Here is a 16,852-nt window from a genome sequence, read left to right on the forward strand (position 1 = left end):
CTTGCTTGCGCGGGGCTGATGGTTCGGAACCATGCACAACTTCACGTCGTCATGTCGTTTTCGGCTGACAGAACGAGCGCGCCTTGTCGGTCCAGGCGCCGAAGCCGCTCGACACGAGGTGAGCCACGATGTGACAGACATAGCGCTTCTGCGCCGGCTGGTTGTTGGGGCCGGCATTGTAGCGAGCCACCGCCATGGTCCAGCTGCCCTCGCGCTGCTTCAGCTCTTTCAGGAAGCGCGCGGCATACTCGACGTTCTTGGCGGGATCGAACATCGCGCGCACCGAGGCGAACTTGTCGCCGTGATAGTAGTGATTGATCTGCATGCAGCCGAGATCGATCAGCTTGATGCCCTTGCCGCGCATGGCCTGGAAATTTGCGATCGCATCATCCATGTCCCTGGCGAACACGGTCTGGCCGTCGGCGCCGAGGGCGTAAGGATGAAGCGCGCCGCGGCGGCCGGTCTCGGTGAGACCGACTGCATAGAGAATGCCGAGCGGAATCCCATGCTGCTGGGCCGCGCGCGCCATCTCGCGTTCGCAGGGGCGCGCGACGTCGGTGGCCGCGTCCGCGGCGCCCGCATTACAGATAAACAGGGCCGCGACGATTCGGCTGACCCACGTCCTGGTCATGACGCGTCTCCTGGGGCTGGCGTTCCTGGCGGGCCTGTTTCGCGCCGCCATCGGATTGCCCCGACGACGTGCCTGCGCCACCGAACGCACCTTGCGACTGCGACGAGGGCTGTTGCTGGCCCGAGAGCTGCGGCTGCGACTGGCCGGAACCGCTCTGGAATCCATCCAGCGAGCCGTGCTGCACGGGCGCGACGTCGGCGACATAACCCGCCGTCTGCATGAGATCGCGGATCTGGTCGCGCTGCTGATCCAGCATCTGGCTCGTGTCCTTGCGCGCGGCCGCAAGGTGGACGGACACTTCGGTGCCGACGAGACGAAGGCGCACGGTGACGTTGCCGAGCGCCGGCGGCTCGAGATTGATGGTCAGGATCTTGAGCGGCTGATCCGGCGCATTGGTCTGGGATGCTGCGAGATCGGGCGCTGCCGACACCGCCGGGGCTGCGGAGTCCTTCAGCTCGGCGACGACCGCATTGGCGACCTGTTGCGGGGCGTTGAACTGCGCCGGGGGCAGATGGGTCTCCTGCTGGACCACGGTGACCTTGGTCGTCTCGGGCAACGCGTCGCGCGTCGAGACCTTGGCGGCGCGTTCGACATTGGCCGTGACCGCCTCGAAGCCTGAGGTCGCGGGCATGGCTTTGGCGGAAGCCTCGCTGCCTGGCTGTGCGGCCGCGGCTTGCGATGCATCGCCTTGTGCACGCGCGCCGGTCGGAACGGCAGCAGACGGCACGGAATCCGCTGTCGTTGCAACCTCACGCCTCGTCCCGGATGAGCGCTCGTCGCGCGCGGGCACGTCTTTCCTGTCGCCCGACTGCGACGGCATTTGCGGCTTCGCGGCCGATGCGGCAACGAGATCCTGTCCCACGATCGCGGGAGCGTTCGGGCGGTTTGAAACGTCCGGCTTCGGATCATGGCCGACCGGACTTTGCGTCTCCCACGATTTGGCGGTCGTCTGGTCGCCAGCCTTGAGCACGTCGGTCGCCTCGGTGCGCTCGTCCGTCTCGTCCTTCGACTTGTCCTTGCCTGCGGGGTGCGCCAGACGCGTGCGCAGCGCTCCGGCCTTCGCGGTCGTATCGCTGCCCTCATCGTTGAGTGCCTGCTTGGCGAGGTTCGAGACGGTGTGGAGCAGATCGTTGAACGACGAGCCAGCCTGCGACTTGGCCCCGGCGCTCTTTGCCGAACGCGACGTGCCGCGGATGTTGAGGCTCTCGGCGAGACCCGAGAAGAGCTGTCCGGAGGTTCCACTGAGCTTGGTCATGGGCGGCGGTCCCTGGTAAGGAGTTCGAGTTCGCCGAGCTGCTTCTGCGCGCGCGCGAGCGTCACGGTCGATGACGCCAGATCGAGACGCGCCGGCGTTGCCGGAGGCTTGTCGGCCGAGACGGCGGATCCGCCCGGAAACGGCTTGCGAACATCGAGCGCGAGCTGCACCGTGGCATTCATAAGGGGCACGTCGCGCTCGGGCAGCTTCGACCGGTCGACTGCCTTCAGCTCGGCAAGACCGCCGTCATATTCGTCGGTGAGCGCTCGCGCGGCGCCGCGGAAGAAATGCGCCCGCTCGCGATCCGCCGAGGCGTCGGCGCTGAGCGTCAGCGCCCGCTCGCCGGCAAGCCGCGTCACGGCCATCTGCCCGCGCACCATCGCCGCGCGCGCGATCACGAGATAGAGCTTGAGGCGGCTCGCGCGATCAATCTGCTCGAGCAGCGCTGCGATCCGCGCGAAGCGGCGATCGTCGAGCGCCAGACTCGATTGCGTCAGGCCCGAGGAAAAGCGCTGCCAGAAATCGCCAGCATAGATCGAGTTGCGGTAATGGCGGATATAGGCCAGCGCCAGGAACTCGAACTTGTCGAAATCCTCCGCCTGCCCCACCAGCAGGATCTCGCGCCGCAACGCCGCCTCCTCCACCAGCGTACCGGGCAGGAGCAGGCGCGCGTCGTCCAGACGCTCGATCGCCAGCGATGCCTCGGAACGCGCGAACAACGCGCCCTGGACCAGCGCGACCTGTCCGCCGAGGCCGGAGGACAACGTCCGCGGCTTGACGTCCTTGAGCAGCTCCCGCGCCTCCTCCTGACGGCCCTCGACATAGGCGAGCGCGCCGTTGAACAGCCGCTCGTCGACGTTCATCTTGTCGCGCGGCAGCTTGCGGACGATTTGCGGCGCGCCGCCGCTGAGCAGGTAGATGACTGCAGCCTGGCTGTTCTGCGCATTGCTCCACACGTCCGGATCGGCGGCGAGAAACTTCTCTCCGATCTGCCGGATCAGCGCGACGTGGCTGCCATGCGCGGCGGTGTCACCGTTGGCGATGCCATCCTGCACGGCCTGCAACGCGCGGACGAGCTCATAGGGCTCGCCCGACTGGCGCGCGGGTTGTGCGAGCGCGTTCGCTGCCGTGAACGGCAGGAGCAGCAGGACGGCGCAGAGGAGCGGCCTGATCAAGGGCGCCTCTCACGGATCAGGATCTCGATTCGGCGGTTCTGAGCAGCCGCCGGATCGTTCGGAAGCTTCGGCCGGCGGTCGGCATAGCCTTCGACATGCTCGATCCGCTGCGCGTCGACACCGGAGCGAACCAGCATGTAATAGGCCATCTGCGCGCGGGCGGTCGACAGCCGCCAATTGTCGTAAGTCTCAGAACGATACGGCCGATTGTCGGTATGGCCGCGGACGATGATCATGCCCTGGCGTTTCGTCAGCAACGGCCCGATCTTGTCGATCACGCGGATCAACTCGGGCCGCGGCTCGGCCGAGCCGACCGCAAACATGCCGAAGCTCGCATCGTCGGTCAGGCTGATCAGGAGGCCCTCCTCGACCTGACGCACCTCGGCCGCCGGCCCGGCGCCCGCCTTGATGTCAGATAGCGCGTCCGCGATCGCGGCCTGAAGCTGCTTCACGGTCGGCTGCTGGGTTTGCGCCGCATCGCGCGGCTCAGACTCCTTCGCCGTATCGTTGGGACGCGCCTGCGCGGCGGCGTTGGCTTGAACGCTCGCTTGCGCGCTGCCCTCGCGCGGGGCTTGCGCCGGCGCGGGCCCCGGCGGCAATAGCGGCGACAGGTTTGCGGACGACGCATCCGCGTTCGGCGCCAGGCTTCCGCCGGCATCGTCCGCCTTGGCACGACGGGCCTGCGGCTCGCCCTGATTTGTGCCTGAGGCGCCGTCGCGCGCGGAGGCATTCGGCTTGGGCTCGCTCTCGATCATGCGATCGGCATCCTTGGATGCTTGCGGCGCCAGCTTCCAATAGCCGGGATCGAAGGGATCGCGGTAGGCGTCGCCGCCCTTGAGACCATCCTCTTCGGCGGACGTCAGCGCGCCGGCGCGCCGCTGTCCCGTGGACTGGTTCGCGCTGTTCGCGATCTCGGAGAGCGTCGCATAGGGATCGCGGAACAGGACTTTCTCTTCATAGGAGGCCGGCTTCTCGGCTGTCGGCGAGTCGCCGCGACGTTCCTCGTTCGAGCCGGCCGGCTGACGCTTGCCGTCCTGACCTTCGAACGAGGTCGGCTCCTTCTTGGAGAGATTCTTCAGGCCCTTCGGCGCGGGGGCATTTTCCGCGAGCTGGATCGGATTGAAATAACTCGCGACGACCTGCTTCTGATCCTGGTTGAGCGCGTTGAGCAGCCACATGACCAGGAAGAACGCCATCATTGCGGTCATGAAGTCCGCATAGGCGATCTTCCACACGCCGCCGTGATGCGCCTCCTCAGCGAAGGCGCTGCGCCGGCGGACGATCACGAGTTCATGCTTGACCTCTTCCATGGCGGGTTACCGGCGTGCTTCCTTCAGGCGCTCGCTCCAGGCCGTGATCTGCGTCTCGATCACGGTCTGGTCGGCCACGACGCGAACCTCCAGGGTGTCGGCAGCCTCGTACTCGATGCCGGTGCGCCTAGACGCCTCGAGCTGCGTCTTCACGAGGTCGAGCAGCTCGCTCGGGCCGGTGACCTTGAACGCCGGCACCGACGAGTTGCCGGTCAGCGCCGCGATTTGCTCGACCAGCGATCCGATCGCCTTGTCGCGGACCGCCTCGGTGAGGAACGGCAGCAATATTCGCGCCACGGAGCTTGCAATGTTGGTCTCGATCTCGCGGCAAGCGGTCTCGAAGCCGCTGACGATCGCGACCGCCTGCTGGTCGGACCATTTGGCGCGCTCCTCGCCGAGCCGGATCGCGCTGCGGACGCGCTCCTCGGCAAGCCTGGCGTCGCCTTCCGCGACGCCGGCCGCATGGCCGCGGCGGTAGGCATCGTCCAGGACATTGGCCGGCGGCGCTTCCGCCTTCGGCGCCGGAGACGGCGACTGCGGCAGCGGCTGCGAATGGGCCTGAGGCTGCTGCGGAGCCTCGCGCATGACCTCCTTCGGCCTCGTCAGCACGTCCTGGATCCTGGGCGGCGGAGGCGGCGGTGATTTGGCCCGGCCGTTCGCGTCGAACTGCGTCAGGAATTTTCCGATTGCCGCGTTCATGCCGCCTCCTCGCGTCGCATCCAGTCTTTAAGGATCGCTGCGGCCTGCGCCTGGTCGAGCCGGACGATCTGCTCCAGTCGCTTCTGCGGCGTTCGCTGCATCTTGCCTTCGAGATCTTCGACGAGATTGAGCTCGGGGTCCTGACTCTCGGCCAATGCAAGGGCCGCGGCAGCCTCGATCTCAGCGGCCTCGGCGGCCTCCACCTGCTCCTGCTCCGCGCGATGGGTCAGAATGCCGTTGACCGCCGGCCGCAAGCCGAACCAGACCAGCATCGACGCGACGGCCAGGATCGTCACCGCGTTGATGACGCTGCCGAGCTGCTTGTTGATCATCTCGACGAAGCTGATCGGCGGCACCGGCGCCAGCTCGCGCGAGCCCTCGATGAAGTCGACGGCCGTCACCTGGATCTGGTCGCCGCGCTGCTTATCCAGTCCGCCGGCCGTCGCCGCGAGCTGGCTGATCTCGGCGAGCTTGCTGTCGACGATGGCCTGGTTGCTCTTGTCGCCGAGATCGGCGACCAGCCGCGCCCGATTGACCAGGACCGCGATGAAGAGCTTCTTCACCGAATAGCCGTCGCTCACCGTCGTCGTGGTCTTGGACGAGACCTCGAAGTTGGTGACGTCCTCCCGGCGGGTCTTGTCTTCGCTGGAGTTCTTGCCGCCGCCGGCGTTGACCTGCTGATCGGGAAGGTTCTGCTGCACCGTGGTCGGCGTCGAACGGTCGGCGTTCTGCGAGGATTCCTTCTCGCGCACGTTCCGCACCGAACGCTCGGCCCGGCTCTCCGGATCGTAGACGGTCTCGTTGATCTGCCGCTTGTCGGTGGAGAGCTGCGGTGCGACGCTGACCTCGAAATTGTCGAGGCCCAGATACGGCGTCAGCGCCTTGCGGATGTTCTCCTGCACCATGCCGCCGACCGTCTTCTGCAGGCTCGCCATCTTGGTCGGGGCGGCGCTCGCCTCGTCCTCCTCGGCGAGCAGCATCGAACCGTCGGCATCCAGCACCGTCACCTTGTCGCGGTTCATGCCTGGAATGGCGGCGGCGACGAGATGGCGGATCGACTGCGCGGTGCGGGCCTCGATCGCGCCGTCGGTGCGCAGCACGACCGATGCCGATGGCGGCTGCTGCGTCGCGCGGAACGAGCCGCGCACCGGCAGCACGATATGCACCCGCGCCGCCTTGACGCCCTTCATCAACTGCACCGTGCGCGCGATCTCGCCTTCCAGCGCCCGGAGCTTGGTGACCTCCTGCATGAACGAGGTCAGGCCGAGCGAGCCGATCTTGTCGAACAGCTCGTAGCCGGAATTGGCGCTGGTCGGCAGCCCCTTCTCGGCCAGCAGCATCCGCGCCTGCATGGTCTGGCTCGGGCGTACCGAGAGCGCGTCGCCGGCCGTATTGACGTCGAAGGTGATGTTCTGCTCGCGCAGCGCGGCGCCCATGCGCGTCACGTCTTCGCGGGTGAGGCCGGTATAGAGCGTCTCGAATTCAGGCCGGCTCAGATAGTACGCGCCGCCGACGACCGTCACGAGAACGGCAAAACCGATCAGGCCCAGGGCCATCAGGCGTCGCGGCCCAAGCTCCAGCAGATTGTTGAGCAGTTGCTGTACCTGCGCACGACTGAGCATATGACCTCGTACCAATGCGAACGTACGGGACACTCCGCTGCCAACCTTGTCTGAAGGTTGCGCAAGGACACGAATGTGTCAGTTCGCAGGCGAGGCGTTGCAATTTTACAAGAAGGCCTATTTTACAAGAAGGCCTATTTTACAAGAAGCCCTGACAAGGCAATCGGGCCAGCGGCTACGTGCGCCGGGACGCATGGCCGCACGATCGGCCGCGGCGTATCGCATGAAATTCAACGTCGGGAGATCGATTGCGGGCGTCTTGTGCCGCCCTCCGCCGGTCACGGCGGGGACCGTGCTCCCTTAAGGGAGCACGGTCGTTTTCAAGAGCGCCGCTTAGCCGCGGAACAGCGACAGGATGCTCTGGCTGTTCTGGTTGGCGATCGAGAGCGCCTGAACGCCGAGCTGCTGCTGGGTCTGCAGCGCCTGGAGCCGGGTCGATTCCGCGTTCATGTCGGCGTCGACGAGCTGGCCGATACCGCGATCCACCGAGTCCATCAGCGACTTCACGAACTCAGTGTTGTTCGAGATGCGGTTCTTGATGGCGCCGAGGTTGGCGGCGGACTGGCTGACCGTGTTGATCGCGGTGGTGACCTGCGCGATGTAGCCGTCGAGGATGGTCTGGTCGGCCGTCGAGTCGGTCAGCGAACCGATACCGATGGTGTTGACGGACGCGCTGCCGGTCACCGTGTCCAGGATACCGCCTGTGGTCGCGGTGTAGAGCGAGTAGTTGGCGACCGTCACCGTGATGGTGTTGATCGTCGGCGTGCCGCCGACGCGCGAGAACGACGACACCAGGTTGACGGTGGTCGGCGTGGATGCGTTGGTGCTCAGCCAGTTGACGCCGTTGAACGTCGCCGCGTTGGCCACGTTCTTCATGTCCTGCTGGATCTGGGTGATTTCGGCCTGGATCTTGGTGCGGTCGATGCCGGCGGTCTTGGCTTCGACCAGCAGCGCCTGGAGCTTGGTCAGGCCGGAGTTCTGGTCGCCGATGACCTTGTTCAGAGCGGTGTATTCGGTGTCGACCGTCGCAGCCGACAGACCGAGCGAGTCGGAGACGGCGGAGAGCGCGGCGTTGTCGGCGCGCATCGAGGTCGCGATCGACCAATAGGCCGAGTTGTCCGAAGCGGTCGAGACGCGCTGGCCGGTGGAGATGCGGTTTTCGGTGGTCTGCAGGCTGGCGCTGACATTCCGGAGGGTCTGGAGCGCAGTCATTGCAGCGGAGTTGGTAAGCAGGCTGGAAGCCATCTTTGATGTCCCTTTGAAAACAGATTGGATGGGGACATACCGGGCTTGCACCGGTACGACAGGGCGGCATCATGTCTTTGGGCTGCGGAAATGCGCGTAAACCCAATCCGTCGTAACGGCCAGACTAGCCGGCGAAGCTTGTGCGGGGCTTGTGGCGCTGTGCCCCCGCTGCAACAGGGCAGCCGAAATCACGGTGCGCGGGTCAGGCAAACGAAAGGGCCGCGCTTCGCAAGAAGCGCGGCCCTCCCAAGATCGTCGAAGGCTTAGCGGAACAGCGACAGGATGCTCTGGCTGTTGTTGTTGGCGATCGAGAGCGCCTGAACGCCGAGCTGCTGCTGGACCTGGAGGGCCGCCAGGCGGGTGGACTCCTGGTTCATGTCGGCGTCGACGAGCTGACCGATACCGCGATCCACCGAGTCCATCAGCGACTTCACGAACTCCGAGTTGTTCGAGATACGGTTCTTGATGGCGCCGAGGTTGGCGGCGCCCGAAGACACCGTGCCGATCGCTGCGGTGACCTTCGCGATGTAACCATCGAGAATGGTCTGGTCAGCAGCCGAGTCGGTCAGCGCACCGATGTTGAGGCTGTCGACCGACGCGCTGCCGCTCACGGTGTCGAGGATGCCGCCCGTGCTCGAGGTGTACAGCGAGTAGTTGGCGACGGTCACCGTGATCGAGCTGGTGGTCGGCGTAGAGCCGACACGCGAGAACGACGACACGAGATTGACGGTCGTCGGCGTGGAGGCGTTCGTGCTCAGCCAGTTGACGCCGTTGAAGGTCGCCGCGCTTGCGACGTTCTTCATGTCCTGCTGAATCTGGGTGATTTCCGACTGGATCTTGCTGCGATCGATACCGGCGGTCTTGGCTTCGACCAGCAGCGACTGCAGCTTGGTCAGGCCGGAGTTGCTGTCGCCGAGGACCTTGTTCAGAGCGGTGTACTCGGTGTCGACGGTCGCGGCCGACAGACCGAGCGAGTCGGAGACGGCGGAGAGCGCGGCGTTGTCGGCGCGCATCGAGGTCGCGATCGACCAATAGGCGGCGTTGTCCGCGGCGGTAGCCACGCGCTGGCCGGTGGAGATCCGGCTCTGCGTGGTCGAGAGTTGCGAGCTGACAGACCGCAGGGTCTGGAGCGCGGTCATGGCGGACGAGTTCGTGAGTAGGCTTGACATTGCGAATGTCCCTTTATGTACGCGTTACATTTTCATCAGGGGACATACCGGACTTGCACCGGTACGGAGGGGCGGCATCATGCCTTTGGACTGATGTGGGTGAGGTCCAACCCGCCGTGACGCCTTGCTAACACGTCGAATCTTGCCGCCGGATTAAGATCGGCTTGAATTCCATAGCAATATCATATGGTTAATATTACTTTCCGCTAACCATAACGAGCCGGGCCGACGCTCGTCGCCGTTACGAGAACGAGCGCACCAGTCCGGAGGCGAGCAGATTCCAGCCGTCGATCAGCACGAAGAACAGCATCTTGAACGGCAGCGCCAGGATCGTCGGCGGCATCATCATCATGCCCATCGACATCGTCAGCGTCGCCACGATCATGTCGATGACGAGGAACGGCAGGATGATGAGAAATCCGATCTCGAACGAGCGCCTCAGCTCGGAAATCATGAAGGCCGGAATGATGACGCGCAAATCGACGCGCTTGTCGTCGAACTTCTTGCGAAAGCTCTCCGCGGCGAGCGACTCGAAGGTCTGCAGATCCTTGTCGCGGACATGGGCCAGCATGAACTCGCGGAACGGATCCGTGATCTTCAGATAGGCCTGCTCTTCCGAGATCTCGTTCTTCATCAGCGGCCGGACGCCGGTCTCCCAGGCGCGATCGAAGGTCGGCGCCATCACGTAGAAGGTCATGAACAGCGCGAGGCTGATCAGCACCAGGTTGGCCGGCGTGGTCTGCAGGCCGAGGCCGGCGCGCAGGAACGACAGCGCCACCGCAAATCGCGTGAAGCTCGTCACCATGATGAGCAGTCCCGGCGCCACCGACAGCACCGTGATCAGCGCCATCAGCTGGATGATCCGGCCGCTGGTCGAGCCGTTTCCGGGCGGCAGCAGCGAGTTGAGGTCCGGAATCTGGGCGAGCGCCACTTCGGGCAGCACGACCAGGACCAACGCGAGCAGCAGGATTTTCACTCTCACTGAATCACCAGAGTCTCAATGATCAATTCGCGCACCTTGCCCGACGAGCGGATATTGGCGCGCTCGGTCAGGTCGTCGCGCAGATGCTGAAGCCCGCGCGATCCCTCGAATTGCGTCACCGTCGCCGACCGCAGATAGGTGACGATGTCCTCGCTGATGTGGGCAGCCAGGATGCCGGCATCCTCGTCGCTCATGCTCTCGGTCACCATGGAGGCCTCGATGCGGGCCCAGTTGTTGGCCGGCGCGGCGAGGTTGGTCACGATCGGCGACAGCTTCCTGAGCCGCGCGCTGCCGGCGTAGCTCGAGGCAAGCGGCGGCGGCGTGGCAGTTTTCTTCGCGTCGGCGACGCGCTCGGCGGCCGCAAACAGATGCAGCCCGGCCAGCGCGCCCGCACCGATCGCGACAAGGGTCAGCACCACGATGGCCGCAATCAGGCGCATCACGTCCCCTGCCCTCGCGGCGCGGCCAGACCGGCGCGGACTTCAGAATGGTGCCACGGCGTCATAGATCCGATGTCCCCATCCAGGCTGCTGCACGTCGGACAGATTTCCGCGACCGCCATAGGACACGCGGGCCTCGGCGATCTTGTCGTAGGAGATCGTGTTGGCCCGCGAGATATCGCGCGGACGCACGATGCCGCCGACGTTGAGCACGCGCATCTCCGTGTTGACGCGAAACTCCTGCGAGCCGCTGATCATCATATTGCCATTCGGCAACACGTCGGTGACGATGGCCGCGATCGAGAGCTTGATGTCCTCGGTGCGATCGATCTGGCCATTGCCCTTGATCTGGGTGTTGGTGCTGAGATTGGCGTTGGTCGATCCCTTGTCGCTCCACCCTGCGACGTCCATCAGCCAGTCGAGCCCGAACTTGACCTGCGAATCGCGCGAGCGACCGGTCTTGTTGTCGAGCTTGGCCTTGTCCTGCATCGAGATGATCACCGTCACGACGTCGCCGGTGCGCCGGGCGCGGGGATCGCGGTAGAGGTCGGTGCCGTCGTCCCAGGTCGAGCGATAGCTGACAGGCGTGCGCATGCGCGGCGTCACGGGAATCGGATCGGCCTGGGTCCGAAGGCCGCTGCCGACCGGCGACATTTGCGGGCCGGTCAGGACCTCGGACGGATCATGGAAGCATCCGGCCAAGGGCACGGACGCCAGCACGAGCGAGAGGATGAGGATCGGCTTCTTCATCTATTTGGTCTTTCCGTCATCCACGCGACGCATTCCGCCGAGCAGGTCGGCGAGGTGCGCCGCGCGTGCCGTATCCATCTCGTTGAAGATCGCGCTCGAGTTCCTCGGGCTAAGCTTGGCGAGCACGGCGGCGGCAGTCTCATCCGCCATGCCGGCAATCTGGGTCGCCGCAGCTTCGGGCTTCATGCGCGAATAGATCTCGACGACGCTGGCTTCGGCCTTCTTCAGGAAGTCGTCGCGCAACGCCATCCACTTCTCGTATTCGACGCGCTTGGCCTCGACCTCGGCGATCCGCTCGCGCAGCAGGCTCTCGGCCTTTTCCAGCTCCTTGAGCTGCCAGGCCAGCCTTGCATCGACGGCGGGATCGGCGACGTTGCTGCAGAACAGGGCGACTTCATTGTCCGCCGATACCGCGGCCTGTGGCGGCGCAGGTTTCGGCGGCGCCGTGACGCTGCCGGGCTTGGCCGGACGTGCCGGTGGTGGTGCAGGTGCAGCCGCTGGCGTCTGGGAAGCAGGCACCGCGCCGGTGGTCGCGGGTCCCTGGTCTTCGGCCGCCCATGCCGTCGCCCGGATCGACGCATTGTCGCCTGGCATCGTGGTGACCGGCAGCGGCTTCTGCGGGCCGGAGGCGCGGGCGCGCGCGAAGGAGAGCAGGTTGAGCGGCTTCGGCGGCTTGGCCTCGTGCAGGGCCAGCACGGGCGACGCGCCCGCGAGCACGGATGCCGCGATCAGCAGGAGGAGTTTGGCTTTGTGATCCAGCTTCAGCATCGGGCGGCGTGCGATTCTCGGTCGAGACACGAGCATTGAGCGACCAAGCTTGCACGACGCTTGCGCATCATTGGACGATGACATCGGCCTGGAGCGCACCAGCCGTCTTGATCGCCTGCAGGATCGCGATGATGCCCGACGGCTTCAGGCCGATCTGGTTCAGCCCGCGCACCAGGCGCTGGAGATCGACCCCGCTGAGGATCGCCACCTGAGATCCGGCCTCGTTGGCCTCGACCACGGTCTGCGGGACCACCACGGTCTGCCCTCGCGAGAACGGCGCCGGCTGCGACACTACGGGCATCTCCGTGACACGTACCGTCAGATTGCCGTGCGTCACGGCGACGGTCGATATCCGCACGTCGCGCCCGATCACGACAGTGCCGGTGCGCTCGTTGATCACCACCCGTGCCGGCGTGTCAGGCTCGACCGTCAGTTCGCCGATCTCGGCAAGGAAGCGGACAGGGCCGATGTGGCGCGGCTTCGACAGCACGATGGTGCGGTAGTCGCGCTCGAAGGCGATCTGCGCGCGGTAGCGTCCACCGGCGTAGCGGTTGATGGCGTCCAGGATGCGTGTTGCGGTGACGAAGTCGGGGTTCTTCAGCTGCAGCACCAGGAACTCCATCTCATGGAGACTTCCTTGCACCTCGCGTTCGACCAGCGCACCGTTCGGGATGCGCCCGGCCGTCGGCGTACCCTGACTGACGTTCTGCGCCTGGCCTCCGACGCTGTAACCGGCGACCGTGATCGCGCCCTGCGCCACCGCGTAGACGGCGCCGTCCGCCGCGCGCAGCGAGGTCATGACCAGCGTACCGCCGAGCAGCGAGGTCGCATCGCCGAGCGACGACACCGTCACGTCCATGCGCTCGCCGGGCCCGATCGAGGGCGTCAGGTCCGCAGTCACCATCACGGCCGCGACGTTGCGCGTGCGCAGCGTCGTCGGTCGCGTCGGATTGTTGGTGCTCGTGGTCTCGTTCCTGACGTTGATGCCCATGTTCTCGAGCATCGATTGCAGGGACTGCTCCGTGAACGGAGCGTTGCGAAGCGTGTCGCCGGTGCCGTTCAGGCCGATGACGAGGCCGTAGCCGACGATCTGGTTTTCGCGCAGGCCCTTGATGTCCGCGATGTCCTTGATGCGGACGGCGGCATGGGCGCTGGCGGCCGAAAGCAGCAGGACGAGCGCAAGCAGGATTCTGGTCATGACCCGTCCACGACCTTCACGGTGCCGTCCGGCTGGACCACGCCCCTGATGATCACCCCGGTATCCGTATTGCGCACCGGGATGAGCGCGCCGGACGCACCCGATTGCATCGCCGAGCCGTAAGTGACGATGGACAGGCCGCTGTCTTCCACCACGACCTTGACCATGGCGCCGCGGGCGACGGTCCAGGGGTCTTCCACCGAGTTGGTTGGGATGGGCTGGCCCGGCAGCAGCGCGCGCCGCGCCATGCGGCCGACCAGGACCTGGCGCCCTTCGACGAACATGGCAACGCCGAGCACGCTCGGCGCGAAGGCGCGCTCGGTGATCATGTCGTCCCGGATCAGCTCGCCGGCGCGGATTGCAACCGCCGGCACCGGAAGCCGCTTCTCCTCGGCCTCGGCGAGGCGCGCTGAAGCCAGAACCAGCAGCACGGCGGCCAACCCGCGCACGATCAGGCCCACCCTGTTCAACATCGAGACACCGGAACTAGCGCATGCCCTTCGATACTGTCTGGGCCATTTCGTCCGAGGCCTGGATGACCTTGGCATTCATTTCGTAGGCGCGCTGCGCCGAGATCAACTCGGTGATTTCCTTGACCGGGTCGACGTTCGAGGCTTCGAGCCATTTCTGGTTGATCTTGCCGTACCCGGAATCGCCAGGCAGGCCGACGACGGGCGTGCCCGACGCCGTGGTCTCCTTGTAGAGATTGCTGCCCAGCGGCTCGAGGCCCGCCTCATTGGCGAAGTTGGCGAGGTTGAGCTGGCCGATCTGGCGCGGGTTCACCTCGGTATCCAGCTTGGCGAAGACCTGGCCGGTCTGGTTGACCGTGACCTCGACCGTGCCCTGCGGTATTGTGATCGCGGGATCCAGCAGATAGCCGTCGATCGTGACGAGCTGGCCGTTGGCATTGGTGTTGAACGAGCCCGCGCGGGTGTATTGCACCTCGTTGTTCGGACCGAGCACCTGGAACCAGCCGCGGCCGTTGATCGCCATATCGTAGGGGTTGCCGGTCTGCGTCAGCGCGCCCTGGATGTGCAGCTTGCGGATCGCGGCCGACTTGACGCCGAGACCGAGATTGGCGCCTTCCGGGATCGGCGACGAACCGTTGACGTTCGCGACGCCCTGCATGCGGTCCATCTGGTAGAACAGATCGGTAAACTCGGCGCGCGCACGCTTGTACGACGTCGAATTGATGTTGGCGATATTGTTCGCGATGACTTCGATGTTGGTCTGCTGGGCGTTCATGCCCGTGGCCGCAATGGCGAGCGATTTCACAGCTTCATTCCTTCAGATCAAATCGACATCCGGACGACTTCCTGGTAGGCCTGCACGACCTTGTCGCGAACCGCGACCGCCGTCTGCAAGGCCTGCTCGGCCGACATCAGCGCCTCCACGACCTTGCGCGTCGATTCCTTGCCTTGCATCGCCGAGATCGACGCCGCTTCGCCTGCCTTCAGCGTCCCGATCGCGTCGGTCGTCACCTGCTTCATCACCGATTCGAAGCCGACATCGTCGGTGGACTGAATGGCGGTCGGAGCCGCCGGCGAGATGGCCTGCGCCTCGGTCGCACGGCTCGCCGCTTGCCCAGCGGAAATCGCAGTGGATGAAATTGCCTCAAGCATTGTCAGCTCCTCAAGAGGTCGATGGTCATGCCGAGCATCGACCTCACCTGTTTCACGACCTGGAGATTGGCTTCATAGGACCGGTTGACTTCCCGCATGTCGGCCATCTCGATCATCATGTTGACGTTCGGAAGCTTGACGTAGCCGGCCTTGTCGGCAGCGGGATGTCCCGGGTCGTACTCCACGCGGTACGGCGTGGTGTCGACCCCGATCTCCTTGACCTTCGCCAGCTGCGAGCCCGAGGCGCGATCCATCGCAGCATCGAAGGTGATCGTCTTGCGCTGATAGGGATCGGCGCCGGCGGTGCGCCCCGTCGAGGTCGCGTTCGCCAAATTCTCCGAGACGATGCGCATACGCGTCGACTGCGCTTCGAGCCCGGAGCTCGCGACCGTCAATGACGCTTGCAGTGAGTCCAGCATCTCAATTCACCTCAGCTCTTCGCGCTCGACAGCAGCATGCGGTGAAACGACCGCACGACTGCCGAGTTCATCGAGTAATCGCGACTGACGTCGCTGCCCTTGATCATTTCCTGCTCGAGGCTGACCGAATTGCCGGAGTGAACCACTTCCCAGCTGTCCTTCTTCGCGGTCGCCCGCGTGTCGGTCTCGGCCGCGGCCAGCTGCATGTGCGACGGCGACGTCATCGCAAGCCTCATCGGCAAGCCGTCGAGCACCTTGTTGAAGGGCTCGACGTCGCGCGCCTTGAAACCGGGCGTGTTGGCGTTGGCGACGTTTGTGGCGATGGTCGACTGGCGAAGCTCGAGGTACCGCGCCTGCGACGATGCGAGTTCGAAGAGATAAAGCGGTCCCACGACAGCCCCGTTCTGGTCCATTCGGGAGAAGCCTAGGGCGTTAAGCTTTCGTCAAGCTGTTGGGTCGGACGTCGTCCTCTGAATTCTACTGGACCTTCTCGGTGCGCGACGCCTGCTTCGACTGGAGGAAGTAGATGATCTCGGCGACGGGGCGGAAGAATTCCGCCGGGATCACCTGATCGGCCTGCACCGCCTCGTAGAGTGCGCGCGCCAGCGCCTTGTTCTCGATCACCGGAATCCGATTCTGCTCGGCGACCTCGCGGATCTTCAGCGCGATCACGTCCATGCCCTTGGCCACCACGAGCGGCGCGGGATTTTCCTCGCGCTTGTAGCGCAATGCGATCGCGAAGTGCGTCGGGTTCGCGATTACCAGCGTCGCGCGCGATGCGGACGCGATCATCCGCTGCCGCGAGCGGTCGCGCGCCAGCGAGCGCAGGCGCGCCTTGATCAGCGGATCGCCTTCCGCCTGCTTGTGCTCGTCCTTGATCTCCTGCTTGGTCATGCGCAACTGGCGCCGCCAGTGGAAGCGTGCCCAGGCGAGATCGATCGCCACCAGGACGATGGTCGCGATGCAGATCGCCGAGACGATCCGCATCGCGATGTTGAGAATCATCTCCGGCAGCGCAACCGGATCGGTGTACATCGCCTCGAACGCCTTCGCCTCCGACGCGCGCAGCACGAAGGCGACCACGGAGGTCACCGCGGCTAGCTTGAACAGCGACTTGGCGAATTCGACCAGTCCCTGCGTTCCGAACAGACGGCTCCAGCCGCTGATCGGAGAGATTCGCGACAGGTCGGGCTTGATGCGCTCCAGCACCAGGCGCGGCGCGTTTTGCAGCAGCGAGGCGGCGAGCCCGAACGCGCCGAGGGTGACGACCAGCGGCACCAGGAAGCGCAGCGCCTGGAGGCCGACCACGGTGAGCAGGTTCTGCGCGTCCGCGCCGGTCGAGAGCGGGAAGCCTTCGGGATCGTCCAGGAGGTTCTTCAACGTCGGCGTCAATTGCTGCACGCCCTGGCCGATCAGGAACGCCTGAATGACCATCAGCGCGGCCATCGAGGCGAAAATGGAGGCCTCCCGAGAGACCGGGATCTTGCCCTGTTCGAGCGCATCACGGACTTTCTTCTCGGTCGGCTCTTCTGTCTTGCTCTCCTGATCGGATGATTCTGCCATGCCC

The 16,852-nt window shown here is 65.2% G+C and carries 19 protein-coding genes; all 19 read right to left on the reverse strand.

Annotated features, from left to right (window positions below; genetic code table 11):
* Positions 1-49 precede the first annotated feature (49 nt).
* Positions 50-631, reverse strand: coding sequence for a transglycosylase SLT domain-containing protein (locus BM190_RS09265; protein WP_092253760.1), 582 nt, complete (start codon positions 629-631; stop codon positions 50-52).
* Positions 582-1,886, reverse strand: coding sequence for a flagellar hook-length control protein FliK (gene fliK, locus BM190_RS09270; protein ID WP_092253761.1), 1,305 nt, complete (start codon positions 1,884-1,886; stop codon positions 582-584). Before fliK ends, BM190_RS09265 begins: the two co-directional genes overlap by 50 nt.
* Entirely contained in the window at positions 1,883-3,061 is a 1,179-nt protein-coding gene (locus BM190_RS09275) for a chemotaxis protein (protein ID WP_092253763.1), read from the reverse strand. Before BM190_RS09275 ends, fliK begins: the two co-directional genes overlap by 4 nt.
* On the reverse strand, positions 3,058-4,371 hold the full coding sequence (locus BM190_RS09280; protein WP_092253764.1) for a MotB family protein: 1,314 nt from the start codon (positions 4,369-4,371) through the stop codon (positions 3,058-3,060). Before BM190_RS09280 ends, BM190_RS09275 begins: the two co-directional genes overlap by 4 nt.
* A 6-nt stretch (positions 4,372-4,377) precedes the next feature.
* Positions 4,378-5,070 (reverse strand): hypothetical protein, encoded by a 693-nt coding sequence (locus BM190_RS09285; RefSeq protein WP_092253766.1) that lies wholly within the window; start codon positions 5,068-5,070, stop codon positions 4,378-4,380.
* Entirely contained in the window at positions 5,067-6,692 is a 1,626-nt protein-coding gene (gene fliF, locus BM190_RS09290) for a flagellar basal-body MS-ring/collar protein FliF (protein ID WP_018318450.1), read from the reverse strand. The genes BM190_RS09285 and fliF overlap by 4 nt, the downstream gene beginning before the upstream one ends.
* Before the next feature lie 333 nt (positions 6,693-7,025).
* On the reverse strand, positions 7,026-7,937 hold the full coding sequence (locus tag BM190_RS09295) for a flagellin N-terminal helical domain-containing protein (RefSeq protein ID WP_018318449.1): 912 nt from the start codon (positions 7,935-7,937) through the stop codon (positions 7,026-7,028).
* Positions 7,938-8,200: 263 nt separating this feature from the next.
* Entirely contained in the window at positions 8,201-9,106 is a 906-nt protein-coding gene (locus BM190_RS09300) for a flagellin N-terminal helical domain-containing protein (RefSeq protein ID WP_028145737.1), read from the reverse strand.
* Between the two features lie 241 nt (positions 9,107-9,347).
* On the reverse strand, positions 9,348-10,088 hold the full coding sequence (fliP, locus tag BM190_RS09305; RefSeq protein ID WP_092253767.1) for a flagellar type III secretion system pore protein FliP: 741 nt from the start codon (positions 10,086-10,088) through the stop codon (positions 9,348-9,350).
* Entirely contained in the window at positions 10,085-10,528 is a 444-nt protein-coding gene (locus BM190_RS09310) for a flagellar basal body-associated FliL family protein (RefSeq protein ID WP_177236981.1), read from the reverse strand. The genes fliP and BM190_RS09310 overlap by 4 nt, the downstream gene beginning before the upstream one ends.
* 42 nt (positions 10,529-10,570) lie before the next feature.
* Positions 10,571-11,278 (reverse strand): flagellar basal body L-ring protein FlgH, encoded by a 708-nt coding sequence (gene flgH, locus BM190_RS09315; protein WP_092253771.1) that lies wholly within the window; start codon positions 11,276-11,278, stop codon positions 10,571-10,573.
* Entirely contained in the window at positions 11,279-12,046 is a 768-nt protein-coding gene (locus BM190_RS09320) for a MotE family protein (protein ID WP_177236982.1), read from the reverse strand.
* Positions 12,047-12,113: 67 nt separating this feature from the next.
* The gene (gene flgI / locus BM190_RS09325) at positions 12,114-13,244 is read right to left on the reverse strand and encodes a flagellar basal body P-ring protein FlgI (RefSeq protein ID WP_038950160.1); all 1,131 of its coding nucleotides are present in this window, start codon (positions 13,242-13,244) and stop codon (positions 12,114-12,116) included.
* Positions 13,241-13,717 (reverse strand): flagellar basal body P-ring formation chaperone FlgA, encoded by a 477-nt coding sequence (gene flgA, locus BM190_RS09330; protein ID WP_092253775.1) that lies wholly within the window; start codon positions 13,715-13,717, stop codon positions 13,241-13,243. Before flgA ends, flgI begins: the two co-directional genes overlap by 4 nt.
* 13 nt (positions 13,718-13,730) lie before the next feature.
* On the reverse strand, positions 13,731-14,519 hold the full coding sequence (gene flgG, locus BM190_RS09335; RefSeq protein ID WP_018318441.1) for a flagellar basal-body rod protein FlgG: 789 nt from the start codon (positions 14,517-14,519) through the stop codon (positions 13,731-13,733).
* 17 nt (positions 14,520-14,536) lie between these two features.
* The gene (fliE, locus tag BM190_RS09340) at positions 14,537-14,866 is read right to left on the reverse strand and encodes a flagellar hook-basal body complex protein FliE (RefSeq protein WP_018318440.1); all 330 of its coding nucleotides are present in this window, start codon (positions 14,864-14,866) and stop codon (positions 14,537-14,539) included.
* A gap of 2 nt (positions 14,867-14,868) precedes the next feature.
* Positions 14,869-15,285 carry a flagellar basal body rod protein FlgC gene (flgC, locus tag BM190_RS09345; RefSeq protein WP_028145745.1) on the reverse strand — a complete coding sequence of 139 codons (417 nt, stop codon included), beginning with the start codon at positions 15,283-15,285 and terminating at the stop codon, positions 14,869-14,871.
* 11 nt (positions 15,286-15,296) lie between these two features.
* The gene (gene flgB, locus BM190_RS09350) at positions 15,297-15,698 is read right to left on the reverse strand and encodes a flagellar basal body rod protein FlgB (protein WP_092253777.1); all 402 of its coding nucleotides are present in this window, start codon (positions 15,696-15,698) and stop codon (positions 15,297-15,299) included.
* 64 nt (positions 15,699-15,762) lie between these two features.
* A complete protein-coding gene (gene flhB, locus BM190_RS09355) occupies positions 15,763-16,848 on the reverse strand; it encodes a flagellar biosynthesis protein FlhB (RefSeq protein ID WP_092253779.1) in 1,086 nt (361 codons plus the stop codon).
* Positions 16,849-16,852 lie beyond the last annotated feature (4 nt).

It is taken from the genome of Bradyrhizobium sp. Rc3b (genome assembly GCF_900114915.1).
Taxonomy (GTDB): domain Bacteria; phylum Pseudomonadota; class Alphaproteobacteria; order Rhizobiales; family Xanthobacteraceae; genus Bradyrhizobium.

Bases quoted from the DNA above. Each gene is read 5' to 3' on its own strand.
- flgC (WP_028145745.1), bottom strand. From the start codon at position 15,285: ATGCTGGACTCACTGCAAGCGTCATTGACGGTCGCGAGCTCCGGGCTC.
- fliE (WP_018318440.1), bottom strand. From the start codon at position 14,866: ATGCTTGAGGCAATTTCATCCACTGCGATTTCCGCTGGGCAAGCGGCG.
- flhB (WP_092253779.1), bottom strand. From the start codon at position 16,848: ATGGCAGAATCATCCGATCAGGAGAGCAAGACAGAAGAGCCGACCGAG.
- flgI (WP_038950160.1), bottom strand. From the start codon at position 13,244: ATGACCAGAATCCTGCTTGCGCTCGTCCTGCTGCTTTCGGCCGCCAGC.
- BM190_RS09280 (WP_092253764.1), bottom strand. From the start codon at position 4,371: ATGGAAGAGGTCAAGCATGAACTCGTGATCGTCCGCCGGCGCAGCGCC.
- flgB (WP_092253777.1), bottom strand. From the start codon at position 15,698: ATGGACCAGAACGGGGCTGTCGTGGGACCGCTTTATCTCTTCGAACTC.
- BM190_RS09300 (WP_028145737.1), bottom strand. From the start codon at position 9,106: ATGTCAAGCCTACTCACGAACTCGTCCGCCATGACCGCGCTCCAGACC.
- flgA (WP_092253775.1), bottom strand. From the start codon at position 13,717: ATGTTGAACAGGGTGGGCCTGATCGTGCGCGGGTTGGCCGCCGTGCTG.
- BM190_RS09320 (WP_177236982.1), bottom strand. From the start codon at position 12,046: ATGCTGAAGCTGGATCACAAAGCCAAACTCCTCCTGCTGATCGCGGCA.
- fliK (WP_092253761.1), bottom strand. From the start codon at position 1,886: ATGACCAAGCTCAGTGGAACCTCCGGACAGCTCTTCTCGGGTCTCGCC.
- flgH (WP_092253771.1), bottom strand. From the start codon at position 11,278: ATGAAGAAGCCGATCCTCATCCTCTCGCTCGTGCTGGCGTCCGTGCCC.
- BM190_RS09310 (WP_177236981.1), bottom strand. From the start codon at position 10,528: ATGCGCCTGATTGCGGCCATCGTGGTGCTGACCCTTGTCGCGATCGGT.
- BM190_RS09285 (WP_092253766.1), bottom strand. From the start codon at position 5,070: ATGAACGCGGCAATCGGAAAATTCCTGACGCAGTTCGACGCGAACGGC.
- BM190_RS09295 (WP_018318449.1), bottom strand. From the start codon at position 7,937: ATGGCTTCCAGCCTGCTTACCAACTCCGCTGCAATGACTGCGCTCCAG.
- BM190_RS09265 (WP_092253760.1), bottom strand. From the start codon at position 631: ATGACCAGGACGTGGGTCAGCCGAATCGTCGCGGCCCTGTTTATCTGT.
- fliF (WP_018318450.1), bottom strand. From the start codon at position 6,692: ATGCTCAGTCGTGCGCAGGTACAGCAACTGCTCAACAATCTGCTGGAG.